At 66.8% G+C, this 13,621-nt stretch carries 10 protein-coding genes; 7 read left to right on the top strand and 3 right to left on the bottom strand.

Going from position 1 to position 13,621, the window contains the following annotated elements:
- Positions 1-19 precede the first annotated feature (19 nt).
- The 3 genes from HNO51_RS19365 (at position 20) to HNO51_RS19375 (ending at position 3,696) form a co-directional block, all read left to right on the top strand.
- Positions 20-520, top strand: coding sequence for a TRAP transporter small permease subunit (locus HNO51_RS19365; RefSeq protein ID WP_197448778.1), 501 nt, complete (start codon positions 20-22; stop codon positions 518-520).
- Entirely contained in the window at positions 517-1,851 is a 1,335-nt protein-coding gene (locus HNO51_RS19370; protein WP_197448779.1) for a TRAP transporter large permease, read from the top strand. Before HNO51_RS19365 ends, HNO51_RS19370 begins: the two co-directional genes overlap by 4 nt.
- A 168-nt stretch (positions 1,852-2,019) precedes the next feature.
- Positions 2,020-3,696 (top strand): ABC transporter permease, encoded by a 1,677-nt coding sequence (locus tag HNO51_RS19375; protein WP_197448780.1) that lies wholly within the window; start codon positions 2,020-2,022, stop codon positions 3,694-3,696.
- Here the strand turns inward: HNO51_RS19375 and HNO51_RS19380 are convergent.
- Positions 3,682-4,734, bottom strand: a complete 1,053-nt coding sequence (locus HNO51_RS19380; RefSeq protein ID WP_242597160.1) for an ABC transporter ATP-binding protein — start codon at positions 4,732-4,734, stop codon at positions 3,682-3,684. The two genes, HNO51_RS19375 and HNO51_RS19380, sit on opposite strands and share 15 nt — an antisense overlap.
- Before the next feature lie 336 nt (positions 4,735-5,070).
- Between HNO51_RS19380 and HNO51_RS19385 the strand changes: the two genes are divergently transcribed.
- Entirely contained in the window at positions 5,071-6,099 is a 1,029-nt protein-coding gene (locus HNO51_RS19385) for a Fe(3+) ABC transporter substrate-binding protein (RefSeq protein ID WP_197448782.1), read from the top strand.
- A gap of 52 nt (positions 6,100-6,151) precedes the next feature.
- Here the strand turns inward: HNO51_RS19385 and HNO51_RS19390 are convergent, their stop codons facing one another.
- Entirely contained in the window at positions 6,152-7,096 is a 945-nt protein-coding gene (locus HNO51_RS19390; RefSeq protein WP_209538133.1) for a LysR family transcriptional regulator, read from the bottom strand.
- Between the two features lie 132 nt (positions 7,097-7,228).
- On the opposite strand from HNO51_RS19390, the gene HNO51_RS19395 reads away from it, so the two are divergent.
- Genes HNO51_RS19395 through HNO51_RS19405 form a run of 3 tightly spaced genes read left to right on the top strand, consistent with a single transcriptional unit; the run spans position 7,229 to position 10,817 of the window.
- Positions 7,229-8,611: a uracil-xanthine permease family protein gene (locus tag HNO51_RS19395; protein ID WP_197448784.1), complete on the top strand. Its 1,383-nt coding sequence runs from the start codon at positions 7,229-7,231 to the stop codon at positions 8,609-8,611.
- A gap of 11 nt (positions 8,612-8,622) precedes the next feature.
- Positions 8,623-10,107, top strand: coding sequence for an amidohydrolase family protein (locus HNO51_RS19400; RefSeq protein WP_209538134.1), 1,485 nt, complete (start codon positions 8,623-8,625; stop codon positions 10,105-10,107).
- Entirely contained in the window at positions 10,104-10,817 is a 714-nt protein-coding gene (locus HNO51_RS19405) for a sulfite exporter TauE/SafE family protein (RefSeq protein WP_209538135.1), read from the top strand. The genes HNO51_RS19400 and HNO51_RS19405 overlap by 4 nt, the downstream gene beginning before the upstream one ends.
- Positions 10,818-10,824: 7 nt before the next feature.
- Here HNO51_RS19405 and polA read toward each other — a convergent pair whose 3' ends face one another.
- Complete coding sequence (gene polA / locus HNO51_RS19410; RefSeq protein ID WP_209538136.1) at positions 10,825-13,608, bottom strand: DNA polymerase I; 2,784 nt, start codon at positions 13,606-13,608, stop codon at positions 10,825-10,827.
- Positions 13,609-13,621: the final 13 nt, after the last annotated feature.

A 13,621-nucleotide genomic window follows, 5' to 3' on the forward strand; every position in this document is an offset into this window, starting at 1 on the left:
GACCTCGGAGACTTGATCCATGAATGCGATTGCCAAGGCGATCGACACGCTCAACGAAGTGTTCGGGCGGGTCATTGCGCCGCTGATCGCCGTCATCACCGTGGTGGTGCTCTACGATATCGCCCTGCGCCTGTTCACCGGGCGCCCCAGCGATTGGGCCTTCGACATCACCAAGATGCTGTTCGGCGCCCATTTCATGCTGATGGCCGCCTACGGCCTGCGCCATCACGCCCACGTCGAGGTCGACGTGCTCAAGCGGCTGCTGTCGCGGCGCAAGCAGGCCGCGCTCGAGCTGCTCGGCTACCTGATCTTCTTCATTCCGTTCATCTGGATGCTGTTGACGCTGGGCTGGAGTTTCTTCGAGCGCTCCTTCAGCCGCGGCGAGACCACCTACGGCATCGTCTCGATCCCCGTCTATCCGGTGAAGGGCGTGATCGTGCTGGCGGCGGTGCTGATCCTGCTCCAGGCCGTCGCCATCGTGATTCGCGCCATCCAGCAGCTGCGGGAGGAAGCCGCATGAACCTGAGCCCGGAAATGCTGACCCTGGTGATGTTCGGCGGCCTGCTGGTCGGCCTGTTCATGGGCCACCCGCTGGCCTTCGTGCTGGGCGGCGTGGCCGTGATCGGCGCCTATCTCGGCCCCGGCCCCCGCGTGCTCGGCACGATCATCAACAACATCTACGGCAACGCCATGGACAACTACGTCCTGGTGGCCATCCCGCTGTTCGTGCTGATGGCGCGCTTCCTCAACGACTCCGGGGTCACCGAGAGAATGTTCGAAGCGATGCGTCTGCTGCTGGCCAACCTGCGCGGCGGCCTGGCGCTGACCGTGGTCATCGTCTCGGTGCTGCTCGCCGCCACCACCGGCATCGTCGGCGCCTCGATCGCGGTGATGGGCATGATCGCCCTGGCACCGATGCTCAAGTACGGCTACAACAAGGAGCTCAGCACCGGCGTGATCATGGCCAGCGGCTGCCTGGGCATCCTGATCCCGCCCAGCATCATGCTGATCCTGATGGCCAGCTATTCGCCGGTGTCGGTGGGGGCGCTGTTCGCCGGCGCGCTGGTACCGGGGCTGCTGCTGGGCGCCATGTACGCCCTCTACGTGCTGCTGATCTGCCTGGTGAAACCGAGCTACGGGCCACCGGTGCCCGCCGAGGAGCGGGCCGAGACCTCGACCGGCCAGTTGCTGATCATGCTGGCGAAGTACGTGCTGCCGCCGATGGCGCTGATCCTCGGCGTGCTCGGTGCGCTGTTCACCGGTATCGCCACCGCCACCGAGGCCTCGGCCATCGGCGTGGGTATCGCCTTCCTGCTGTTCCTGATCTTCGGCGACCGCAAGCTCACCACCTGCTTCAGGACACTGATCGATGCCAGCAAGACCACTACCATGGTTATGCTGGTGCTGGTCGGCGCCACCGCCTTCACCGGGGTGTTCTCGCGCGGCGGCGGCATGACGGTGATCAGCGAGCTGGTCATGGCCATGCCCGGTGGTACCACCGGCGCACTGATCCTGATGCTGTTCCTGGTCTTCATCCTGGGAATGTTCCTCGACTGGACCGGCATCGTGCTGCTCAGCTTCCCGATCATGCTGCCGATCGTGTCCGACATGGGCGTCGACATGCTGTGGTTCGTGGTGATGGTGGCGGTGGTGCTGCAGACCTCCTTCCTCACTCCACCGTTCGGCTATGCGCTGTTCTACCTGAAGGGCGTGGCGCCCAAGGGGGTCGAGATCATCGACCTCTACAAGGCGGTGATCCCGTTCTGCGCGCTGATCGTGCTGGCCTGCCTGCTGATGGCCTTCTTCCCGGTGCTGGTGACGGGTCTGCCGTCGCTGATGCTCGGCTACTAGCGCTTCTTCCGGCCTCAGGACCCGGCGCCCGTATCGCAGGATACGGGCGTTTTTCGTGATGCCGGTCAGGTGGCACGAGCTGCAGCCGTACGCGGCAACTGGTATCATTTCCGGCCGTTACCGCCTCGCATTGCTGCGCCGCCGTGCGGCCAGTGAAGGAGTTCCTGCTTGTTCCGATCCGCGACCACCGGCCTTTCCTCCCTGTCTCGGCGCCTGAGCCCGTGGACGCTGCTGATCCTGAGCGTCGCCCTCGTCGTCGCCCTGCCGGTCATCGTGGTGCTGGCGCATATCGTGATGCCGACACAGGGCGTCTGGCAGCATCTGGCCAGCACGGTGCTGGGTCGTTACCTGGGGAATACCTTCTATCTCACCGTCACGGTGGGAATCGGCAGCATGGTGATCGGCACCGGTACCGCCTGGCTGGTGGTGATGTGCCGCTTTCCGGGCCGGCGCCTCTTCGAGTGGGCCCTGCTGCTGCCGCTGGCCGTGCCCACCTACGTGATCGCCTACGCCTATACCGATTTCCTGCAGTACGCGGGCCCCGTGCAGAGCTGGCTGCGCGCGGTCTTCGACTGGGGACGCGGCGACTACTTCTTCCCCGACATCCGCTCGCTGGGCGGCGCCGCCACGCTGATCACCCTGGTGCTCTACCCCTACGTCTACCTGCTGGCCCGGGCGGCCTTCCTGGAACAGTCGGTGTGCGTGCTCGACGTCGGTCGCACGCTGGGGCGCGGCCCATGGAACCTGTTCGCCACCGTGGCCGTGCCGCTGGCACGGCCGGCGATCGTCGGCGGCGTCTCGCTGGTGCTGATGGAGACCCTCAATGAGTTCGGTGCCGTGCAGTTCTTCGGCGTCGACACCTTCACCACCGGCATCTATCGCACCTGGTTCGGCCTGGGCGAGCAGGTTGCCGCGGCCCAGCTCGCCGCTTGTCTGCTGCTGTTCGTCATCGTGCTGGTGCTGCTGGAGCGCTGGTCGCGAGGCAAGCGCCAGTATTTCCATACCACCAATCGCTACCAGCAGCTGCCCGAGTACCGGCTGCCCGGCTGGCGCGGGGTGGCGGCCTTCATGGCCTGCGCCACGCCGGTGCTGATCGGCTTCCTGGTGCCCAGCGGCCTGCTGCTGCAGATGGCCATCGCCAAGGGCGATACGCTGCTCGGCACGCGCTTTCTCGATTTCGCCTGGAACAGCCTGATGCTGGCCGTCGTCGCCTCATTGATCGCGGTGGGCCTGGCGGTCGTACTCAGCTACGGCGTGCGCCTCCACGACAGCCCGCTGACGCGCATCGCCACGCGGGTCGCCTCGATGGGCTATGCCATTCCCGGCTCGGTGATCGCGGTGGGCATCCTGATTCCCTTCGCCTGGCTCGACAACACGCTCAATACCTGGCTGCACGCCCACTACGGCAAGATCGTCGGGCTGGTCTTCAGCGGCTCGGCCTTCATCCTGGTGTACGCCTACGTGGTGCGCTTCCTGGCGGTGTCGTTCAATACCGTGGAGGCCAGCCTGGGCAAGGTGACGCCGAGCATGGATGCCGCCTCGCGCACCCTGGGCCAGACGCCGGCCGGTACGCTCAAGCGGGTCCACACGCCGATCATGCGCGGCAGCCTGATCGCCGCCGGCATCCTGGTGTTCGTCGATGTCATGAAGGAGCTGCCGGCCACCATCATCCTGCGCCCCTTCAACTTCGATACCCTGGCGGTCAGGGCCTACGGCCTGGCCTCGGACGAGCGCCTTGCCGAGGCCTCGACGGCGTCGCTGGCCATCGTGGCCGTCGGCATCCTGCCGGTGGTCCTGCTGAGCATGGCCATGCGCCGTTCGCGCCCCGGCTCAGGCCGCCGCTGAGGGGAAGACGAAGACCTGCGACAGGTCGAGGTGAATGTCCACCCGCTGCCCCTCGGCAGGCAGGAACACGCCGGGCACCCTGGCGTGCAGGTGGGCTTCGCTGCCGTCCTCACCGTGAGCGCAGATGTGCAACAGGCTGCTGCGCCCCAGCAGCTTGGCCATGACCACGTGGCTGTGGCGATGCTCCGGCGCCGGCTCGAAGTGCTCGGTGATGCGCAGCGCCTCGGGGCGGATCATCACCAGCGCCTGGCTCCCTTCGGGCAACCAGCCGGCCTCCACCGGCCCCACCGGGGTCTGCACGCGACCGCCCCGCACCTCGCCCGAGAGTTCGTTGACCTCGCCGAAGAAGGCGACGACGAAGGGGTCGCAGGGGGCGCAGTAGAGCTCCCGGGGGGTGCCCACCTGGACGATGCGCCCATCGCGCATCAGGGCGATGCGATCGGCCATGAACATGGCCTCCTCGGGATCGTGGGTCACCAGCAGGGTGGCGGCGCCGACCTTCTTTAGCACGTGCAGGGTATCGTCACGGATGCGATCGCGCAGCCGCGCGTCGAGGCTGGAGAAGGGTTCGTCGAGCAGCATCAGCTGGGGCGCCGGCGCCAGGGCGCGGGCCAGCGCCACACGCTGCTGCTGTCCGCCGGAGAGCATGTGCGGGTAGCTGTCGGCATAGCTGGCCATGCCCAGCTGCTCGAGCAGGGTCAGGGCCCGCTCGCGGCGCTGCCGGGGGGGCTCGCCCTTCAGCCCGAAGGTGACGTTCTCGATCACCGTGAGGTGAGGAAACAGCGCGGAATCCTGGAAGGCCAGGCCGACGTTGCGCTTCTCCGGCGGCACGTGGCGACCCTTGGGCACGGCGATCTCGCCGCCGTTGAGGCTCACGCGCCCCCGCTGCAGTACCTCTAGCCCCGCCGCGATGCGCAGCAGCGTGGTCTTGCCGCAGCCCGAGGGGCCCAGCAGACAAACGACCTCGCCAGGCGCCACATCGAGGTCGACGCCACGCACGGCCGTCTGGCTGCCGAAAGCATGTTGCACTCCCTCCATGGTCAATGCGGTGGACCGGGGATAGGGAGCGTGTCCGACTTCCATTGGCTTCGATTGGCTAGTCATAGAACAGCGAACATGATCCAGGGGAGAAATGGGCAAACTTCATCCTACCCGAAATGTCCAGCAAATACGTTTGGAATTTCCTCGCATTTGCCAATTTTTTCGCCTTCCCTTGCTCTCGGTCAGCTTCCCGGCGCCGCGTGGTCAAGGGTCTCTGACGGCAGGCTTGACGACTTCTTCACAAAACGCTTCAATAGCGTTCAACGTAATGCAACGTATTATCATTACTTGAACAAAACACCTGTCACATCAGGCTCTCGAGGTGAAACCATCATGATCCATCGTCAGCGTCTCGTCGCTCCCCTTGCCGCCATCCTGGCGGGCTCCGCTCTGGCCAGCACGGCAGGCGCCGATGAGCTCAACCTCTACTCGGCCCGCCACTACGACTCCGACGAGAAGCTCTACCAGGCCTTCACCGAGCAGACCGGGATCGAGGTCAACCTGCTGGAGGGCGACTCCGACCAGCTGATCGAGCGCATCCAGCGCGAGGGCGTGGCCAGCCCCGCCGATGTCATGATCACCGTCGATGCCGGTCGCCTGTGGCGCGCCGAGCAGGACGGGGTCTTCCAGAGCGTCGAATCCGACGTGCTCAACGAGCGTCTGCCGGAAGCCATGCGCCACCCCGAAGGCAAGTGGTTCGGCTTCAGCCAGCGCGTGCGGGCGATCGTCTACAACCCCGAGAACGTCGACCCCAGCGAGATCACCTCCTACGAGGACCTGACCGACCCGCGCTGGGAGGGCGAGATCTGCATCCGCTCCTCCAACAATATCTACAACCAGTCGCTGCTGGCCTCGATGATCGAGCATCACGGTGCGGAGGGTGCCGAGGAGTGGGCCCAGGGCGTGGTCGGCAACATGGCGCGCGACCCCGAAGGCGGCGACACCGACCAGATCAAGGCCGTGGCTGCCGGTGAGTGCGATCTGGCCGTGGCCAACCACTACTACTACGTGCGCCTGCTCGAGTCCGAGGAGGCCGCCGATCGCGAAGTGGCCGAGAAGGTGGGCATCCTGTTCCCCAACCAGGATGACCGCGGCACCCACGTCAACGTCGGCGGTGCCGGCGTGGTGAGCACCGCGCCGAACCGCGAGAATGCCGTTCGCTTCCTCGAGTTCCTGGCCTCCGACGAGGCCCAGGAGATCTTCGCCGCCGGCAACTATGAGTTTCCCGTGGTCGAAGGCGTGAAGATGAGCGAGACGCTCGAGTCCTGGGGCGAATTCAAGAAGGACGACCTCAACGTCAGCATCCTGGGCGAGAACAACCCGGAAGCGGTTCGCATCTTCGATCGCGTCGGCTGGCGCTGAACCTTATCCGACATGAGACAACGCCCGCGGCCATGGCCGCGGGCGTTTTCGTTTACGCTCTCCTCGACGCCCCCGGGGCCATGCCGTCTCCCCCGGGCTCGATGCCCAGCAGCGCCTCGCTCAACTCCTCGGCCAGTACCGCCACCGCCATCGGCAGAGCGCGCTCGGCCGCACTGCACAGCACCAGCCGGGCCTTGGCGATGTTGCGATCCTGCAGCGGCTTGAATACCAGCTCCCCATGCTCCAGTTCGCGAGCGACGTCGAGCTTGTTGAGATAGGCGACTCCCAAACCGGCCCGCGCCAGCGACTTGATCGTCAGGATTCGGTTGCAGCCGGCCAGGGGGGTGAGGTCGATGTCCGAATGGGCAAGCGTGCGCTCCAGGGTCGAGCCGTGAAACATCTCGGCGCTGGGCAGAATCGCCGGGTAGGGACGGCAGTCACGCAGGCGTACCGTTTCCTTCTCGGCCAGCGGGTGCGTGGGGGCCACTACCGCGCCGAAACCCAGCTCGACCGCCTGCTCGAAGCGAATCCGACGCGTCACCGGCGGGTTCATGCAGATGCCGATATCGGCCTCTCCGGTGGCGACTTGCTCCAGAATCGTGTCGGTCAGGCCGGTGGTCAGCACGAAACGCACCCGCGGGAAGCGCTCCCTGAAGCCGCGCAGGAGGGAGGGCAGTAGCTGGTCGGTCAACGACTCGATGGTGGCGATGCGAACCTCGGCGCAGCCGGTGCCACGGATGTCGCCCAGGGTCTCCAGCATCTGGCGCTCGTCGCGCTGCCATTGGCGAATCTGGTAGAGCATCAACTCACCCGCCGGCGACAGCCGCAGCCCCCGCGGTAGCCGCTCGAACAGCGGCACACCGAGCTCATCCTCGAGCTTGAGAATCTGTCGATTGATGGCCGAGGCGGCGACGTGCAGCCGTTCTGACGCCTTGCGCAGCGATCCCTGGCGGGCGACTTCCTCGAAATAGCGCAGAGAGGTCAGCAGTAGCTGCATGAGACACCATCCCGGCAAAGCTTACCGTTGCCTTTTCGGCAACGAAATGAGCGAAACATTATTATGGACCAGCACGGTTGGGCGAGGCTAGCTTGCGTAGAGCAACGACAACAATGACAGAGGAAGCTAGCCATGAGAACGACGCATGATCCCACCGAGACGAGGCCGGTCGAGCCCGTAGACGAGAAGCTGCCGTGGCACTCGATGATGCTCTACGGCTTCCAGCACGTACTGGTGATGGCCGCCGCGCCGATCACCGCCGTGTTCCTGGTGGGCCAGGCAATGGGCTTCGGCAGCGACGTCACGGTGGCCTTGATGAGTGCCACCTTCCTCGCCTGCGGCCTGGGCACGCTGCTGCAGTCCTTCGGCCCCTTCGGCATCGGCGCGCGGCTGCCCTTCGTTCAGGTGCCGGGCGGCGCACCGATCGTGATTTTCCTGGCCATCGCCCAGGCCACCGACATCCAGACCGCGACCGGCGCGGTGATCCTCACGGGGCTGTTCTATTTCCTGGCCCTGCCGTTCTTCACCAAGGTACTGAAATTCTTTCCTCCGATCGTGATCGGCACCATGCTGCTGCTGGTCGCAGTCAACCTGGTGCGCATCTTCGGCGGGCTGATCACCGGCAAGCCGGACTCGCCGGATTTCGCCAACCTGACCAGCATCGCCCTGGCACTACTCACCATGGGCTGCATCGTGCTCTTCGCCCGAATCTTCACCGGCGTGCTGCAGCGCATTGCCGTCATGCTGGGTTTGGTCGCCGGCGCGGCCGTGGCCACGCTGCTTGGCGTGATGAGCTTCGACAACGTGCTGGCCGGCCCGGTGGTGGCCTTCCCATCGCTGTTCCCCTTCGGCATGCCGAAGTTCGATCTCTTCGCCTCGCTGCCGTTGATCATCTTCAGCGTGGTCTCCATGACCGAGGCCACCGGCCAGACCATGGCCACCGCCGAGATCGTCGAGAAGCAAGGTGACTCACGCGCCCTGGTGCCGCGCAACATCCGCGCCGATGCGCTGGGCTCGTTGATCGGTGGTTGCTTCGGTACTTCGCTGATCATCACCAGCGGCGAGAACATCGGTATCGTGCGCGCCACCGGTGTGCGTTCGCGCTACGTGACCGTGGCGGCCGGCATCATTCTCGTGGCCTTGGCACTGCTCGCCCCTCTCGGACGGGTGGCCGCCACCCTGCCCACCGCCGTGGTCGCCGGCACCGCGGTGATCGTATTCGCCATCATCGGCGTGATGGGCATCAACATCCTGCGTAAGGTCGACTTCAACGAGCATGGCAACATGTTCACGCTGGCCGCGGCGCTGGCCATGGGTCTGCTTCCGATCGTCGTACCCGGCTTCTACAGCGCCTTTCCACAGCACCTGCAGATCATCCTCGGCAACGGCCTGGCCATGGGCACACTGACGGCGGTGCTGGTCAACATTCTGTTCCACCACCTCGGTCACGCCCGTCTCCCCGCACCCGCGACCAAGCAGGCCGACCTCGCCAGCGAACACATCAAGAGCAAGTAGAAAGGAACCCCATGGACACTCCGTCACAGGCCCGCAACGCCGCGGGCCGGGGGGCACTCTGCCCCGAGTCTTTCGCAGCCGACACTCTTCTGCTGCTGCCCGAGGAGGTACTGCTGGAGAGCGGCTGCGCCAGGAACAAGGCGGTCCTCGTCGCGAACGGCAAGTTCGCCGAGATCGACGAACGCGCGGCGCTGCTCGCTCGCCATCCCGAACTGACGCCGATTGCACTGCCCGGCAAGCTGCTGATGCCCGGCTTCATCGACGCCCATCATCACCTGACCCAGTCGCTCGGCAAGTCGCTGGTGTTCGGCGAACCCTCCGAGATCTTCAAGCGCATCTGGGTCCCGCTCGAGGCCAGCCTCGACGAGCGATTGCTCTACCTCTCGGCCAAGCTCGCCGCGCTGGAGGCGCTGCGCGGTGGCTTTACCACCGCGGTGGACGCCGGCACCCGCGCCTCGGCGGAGATCGGCAGCATCGCCCAGGCCGTCGAGGAGACCGGCCTGCGCTGCGTGTTGGGCTTCATCTGCAATGATCTGGGCGGTGGCAGGGAAGCGCACCAGGATGGCGCCGCGATACGTCGCGACGCCGAACGGCACCTGGCCCGTTGGGCCGGCCATGCGCTGGTCGTCCCCTCGCTGGCGGTGTCGATTCCCGAGGTGGCCAGCGATGGCATGCTGCGTGACGTGGCCGCACTCTGCGGCGAAGGCGGTGCCATCTTCCAGACCCACGTCAACGAGCATCTCCAGGCGGTGGAGCGTTCGCTGGTCGCACGCCGCCAGCGCCCCTTGGAGCACCTGCACGCGGTGGGCGCGCTGGGACCGCAGACGCTGATTGCCCACGCCACCCTGGTCACGCCAACGGAGCTCAACCTGCTGCGCGACACCGATACCGCGGTGGCCTTCAATCCCGTCGCCAGCGCGTGGAAAGGCAACGCCGTGGCGCCGGCCCTGCAGATGGCCGCGCTGGGTATTCGTTTCGGCCTGGGGACCGACGGCACGCGCAGCGATGCCTTTCGCCTGATGGATGCCGCCGAGACCAGTCAGCGTCTGTCCGCCGGCCTGGCAACCGGGGATTCATCGTGCGGCGGCGGCTGGCTGTGGCTCGAGCACGCCACCCGCGGCAGCGCCGAGGCGGCAGGGCTCGCGCGCCTGACCGGCGAGATCGCCCCGGGCCTGGCCGCCGATTTCCTGCTCCTCGACCTCGACGTGCCGGAAATGACGCCCTCCTGGGACCTCCCCTGGGAGCTGGTGCGCTATGCCAATCGCGATCAGATCGAGGCCGTGTTCACCAACGGCCGGCTGCGCCTGTGGCAAGGCTGGCCGGTAGACTGGGATGCTCGCGCGCTGCTTGCCGAGGTGCGCGAGGCGGCCGGCGCCGCCGTGGAACGCGCGCCGATCCAGCGGGTGCACGCGACGTCGTCGACGCACCGGGCAGCGGCCAAGAGGAGCGGGAATGACGACGCCGAGCCGACGGTGAAAGCGGCGCAACGCTCATGAACGAGATCGTCGTCTTTGCCGTCATCGCCACCGCCACCGGTATCGCTGCCTTCGTGCAAGGCGCGATCGGGATCGGCTTCGCGCTGATCGTCGCCCCGGTGCTGGGTTTCCTGCGCCCCGACCTGCTGCCGGTGGCCCTGCTGATCCTGATGCTGCCGCTCAATCTCTACGTCGGCCTGCGGGAACGTGAGGCGATCGACTGGAAGGGCGTGGGCTGGATCGGCCTGGGCCGCCTGCCGGGGACTTTCCTCGGCCTGTGGATCCTGGTCGTCCTGAGTGCCGACAGCCTCAACCAGGTGGTCGGCGCCTCGACGGTGATCGCCGTGCTCGCCGCCCTGTTCGCCCCGGTATTTCGCCCCAAGGCGGGCGCCTGCGCCTCGGTCGGGGTCATCACCGGCATCACCGAAACCGCCACCGGCGTCGGCGGCCCGCCGCTGGCGCTGCTCTACCAGCATCGACCTGGCCCGGAGCTGCGCTCGACCATCGCCTGCTGCTTCCTGATCGGAGAGATCGTCTCGCTGGTCATTCTGGCCGTGGCGGGCAAGTTCCACCTCGACCAGCTGCGGTGGGCCCTCTACCTGCTGCCGCCGCTGCTCATCGGCAGCGTCGCCAGCCGCGTGACGCACCATCGCATCGATGCCCGGCGCCTACGCCAGGGCGTGCTGCTGTTCGCGCTGGTGTCGGGCGTCGTCCTGATGGTGCCCTACTAGCGCCCCCTCAATGCGCCTCGTCCCAGTTGGCCCCACTCTCGGCCTCGACGATCAGCGGCACGCTGAGTTCGGCGGCGGCCTGCATGCGCGCCTTGACCTCGTCGATGAACTCGCCCACCTGGGCTTCGCCGACCTCGAACACCAGCTCGTCGTGCACCTGCATCACCATGCAGGCGTCGAAGGCGCTCTGCTGCAGCCAGGCGTCGACCTCGATCATGGCGCGCTTGATGATGTCCGCCGCGGTGCCCTGCATCGGCGCGTTGATCGCGGTGCGCTCGGCGGCCTGGCGCCGGGCGTGGTTCTGGGCGCGGATCTCGGGGAGGTAGAGGCGGCGGCCGTACACGGTCTCGACGTAGCCATCGTCGGCGGCCTGGGCGCGGATGCGCTCCATGTAGCGGGCCACGCCCGGGTAGCGGTCGAAGTAGCGGTCGATGTAGGTCTGCGCCTGGCCGCGCTCGATGCGCAGCTGCTTGGACAGCCCCCAGGCGCTCATGCCGTAGATCAGCCCGAAGTTGATCGCCTTGGCGCTGCGCCGCTGCTCGCCGGAGACCTGCTCCAGCGGCACGCCGAAGACCTCGGCGGCAGTGGCGGCGTGGATGTCGCGCCCCTCGGCAAAGGCCGAGAGCAGCCCTTCGTCCGCAGAAAGATGCGCCATGATGCGCAGCTCGATCTGCGAGTAGTCGGCGGCGACGATGCGATAGCCGGGCCGGGCGATGAAGGCCTGGCGAATCTTGCGCCCCTCCTCGGTACGAATGGGGATGTTCTGCAGGTTGGGGTCGCTCGAGGAGAGCCGGCCGGTGGCGGCGACCGCCTGATGGTAGCTGGTATGCAGCCGCCCGGTGCGCTTGTTGACCAGCCGCGGCAGCTTGTCGGTATAGGTCGACTTGAGCTTGGCCAGGCCGCGGTGCTCCATGATCACCTTGGGCAGCGGGTAATCCAGCGCCAGCTCCTCGAGCACCGCCTCGGCGGTGGAAGGAGCGCCCTTGGGCGTCTTCTTGAGCACCGGGATCTTCTGCTCCTCGAACAGGATCTCGCCGAGCTGCTTGGGCGAGCCGAGGTTGAACTCGCGCCCGGCGAGCTCGAAGGCTCGCGTCTCGAGCTCGCCGATGCGCGCCTCGAGCTCCTGGCTCTGGGCATGCAGGCGCGCGGCGTCGATCGCCACCCCGGTGCGTTCGATGCGCGACAGCACCGGGATCAGCGGCCGCTCGATGGTGTCGAGCACCTCGGCCAGGCGCCCCTCCGCCTCGATGCGCGGACGCAGCTCGCAGTGCAGGCGCAGGGTGACGTCGACGTCCTCGCAGGCGTAGGGCACGGCCTGCTCGAAGTCGATCTGGTTGAAGGTGAGCTGCTTGGCGCCCTTGCCGGCGATCTCCTCGAAGCTCACCGTCTTCTGGCCCAGGTACTTCAGCGCCAGCGAGTCCATGTCGTGACGGGTGGCGGTGGAGTTGAGCACGTAGGACTCGAGCATGGTATCGGTCAGCGGCCCGCGCACCTGGATGTCGTAATTGGCCAGCACCGAGATGTCGTACTTGAGGTTCTGGCCGATCTTGCCGCGGCAGGGGTCCTCCAGCAGCGGCTTGAGCGCGGCCAGCACGGCGGCGCGGTCGAGCTGGTCGGGCACGTCGAGGTAGTCGTGGGCGAGCGGCACGTAGGCGGCTTCACCGGGTTCGAGCGCCAGCCCCACGCCGACGATCTCGGCATCCATGTAATTGAGGCTGTTGGTCTCGAGGTCGAAGCAGAAGGCCTCGCAGGCGCCGAGCCGCGCCAGCCACTCGTCGAGTTCGGCCTGGGTCAGGATCAGATGGTTCTGGCAGGCGGCCACGCTGGCCGGCGGCGCCTCGGGGTCGAGGTTGCCCGCCGCGGCGGTACCGGCGACCCCGCTGCCGCGCTCGACGTCGTCGACCCCTTCATCCTTGCCCGAGAGCAGCTCGGAGAGCCAGGCCTTGAACTCGAGCTCGGTGTAGAGCCGCTTGAGCGCCTCGCGGTCGGGATGGGCGATGTCGAGGTCGCCGAGCCCCACCGGCAGCTCGCAGTCGGTCTTGATGGTGGCCAGCTGGTAGGAGAGATAGGCCATCTCGCGATGCTCCTCGAGCTTGCTCGGCAGCGACTTGGCACCGCGAAAATCGAGGGTGGCGACACGCTCGAGGTCGGCATAGATGGTATCGAGCCCGCCGCCCATGCCCTGCAGCAGGCCCAGCGCGGTCTTCTCGCCCACCCCCGGAACGCCGGGGATGTTGTCGACCTTGTCGCCCATCAGCGCCAGGAAGTCGATGATCAGCTCCGGCGGCAGGCCGAACTTGGCCTTGACCCCTTCCACGTCGAGGGTCTCGTCCTTCATGGTGTTGACCAGCGTGATGTGGCCGTTGACCAGCTGCGCCATGTCCTTGTCGCCGGTGGAGATCACCGCGTCGCGGCCGGCCTCGGTGGCGAGCCGGGCCAGGGTGCCGATGACGTCGTCGGCCTCGACGCCCTCGACGCACAGCAGCGGCAGCCCCAGGGCGCGGACGCAGGCGTAGAGCGGCTCCACCTGGCTGCGCAGGTCGTCAGGCATCGGCGGACGCTGGGCCTTGTACGCCTCGAACAGCTCGTCGCGGAAGGTCTTGCCCTTGGCATCGAAGACCACCGCCATGGGGCTGTCGGGGTAATCCTTGATCAGCCGCTTGAGCATGTTGAGCACACCCTTGATGGCGCCGGTGGGCTGGCCGGTGGAGGTGGTCAGCGGCGGCAGGGCGTGAAAGGCGCGGTAGAGATAGGACGAACCGTCGACGAGAACGATGGGGGTATCGGCCATGTATCGGCATCCG

It is taken from the genome of Billgrantia sulfidoxydans, from assembly GCF_017868775.1.
In the GTDB taxonomy this organism is placed as follows: domain Bacteria; phylum Pseudomonadota; class Gammaproteobacteria; order Pseudomonadales; family Halomonadaceae; genus Halomonas; species Halomonas sulfidoxydans.

Bases quoted from the DNA above. Each gene is read 5' to 3' on its own strand.
- HNO51_RS19365 (WP_197448778.1), top strand. From the start codon at position 20: ATGAATGCGATTGCCAAGGCGATCGACACGCTCAACGAAGTGTTCGGG.
- HNO51_RS19370 (WP_197448779.1), top strand. From the start codon at position 517: ATGAACCTGAGCCCGGAAATGCTGACCCTGGTGATGTTCGGCGGCCTG.
- HNO51_RS19380 (WP_242597160.1), bottom strand. From the start codon at position 4,734: ATGGAGGGAGTGCAACATGCTTTCGGCAGCCAGACGGCCGTGCGTGGC.
- HNO51_RS19385 (WP_197448782.1), top strand. From the start codon at position 5,071: ATGATCCATCGTCAGCGTCTCGTCGCTCCCCTTGCCGCCATCCTGGCG.
- HNO51_RS19390 (WP_209538133.1), bottom strand. From the start codon at position 7,096: ATGCAGCTACTGCTGACCTCTCTGCGCTATTTCGAGGAAGTCGCCCGC.
- HNO51_RS19395 (WP_197448784.1), top strand. From the start codon at position 7,229: ATGAGAACGACGCATGATCCCACCGAGACGAGGCCGGTCGAGCCCGTA.
- HNO51_RS19400 (WP_209538134.1), top strand. From the start codon at position 8,623: ATGGACACTCCGTCACAGGCCCGCAACGCCGCGGGCCGGGGGGCACTC.
- HNO51_RS19405 (WP_209538135.1), top strand. From the start codon at position 10,104: ATGAACGAGATCGTCGTCTTTGCCGTCATCGCCACCGCCACCGGTATC.
- polA (WP_209538136.1), bottom strand. From the start codon at position 13,608: ATGGCCGATACCCCCATCGTTCTCGTCGACGGTTCGTCCTATCTCTAC.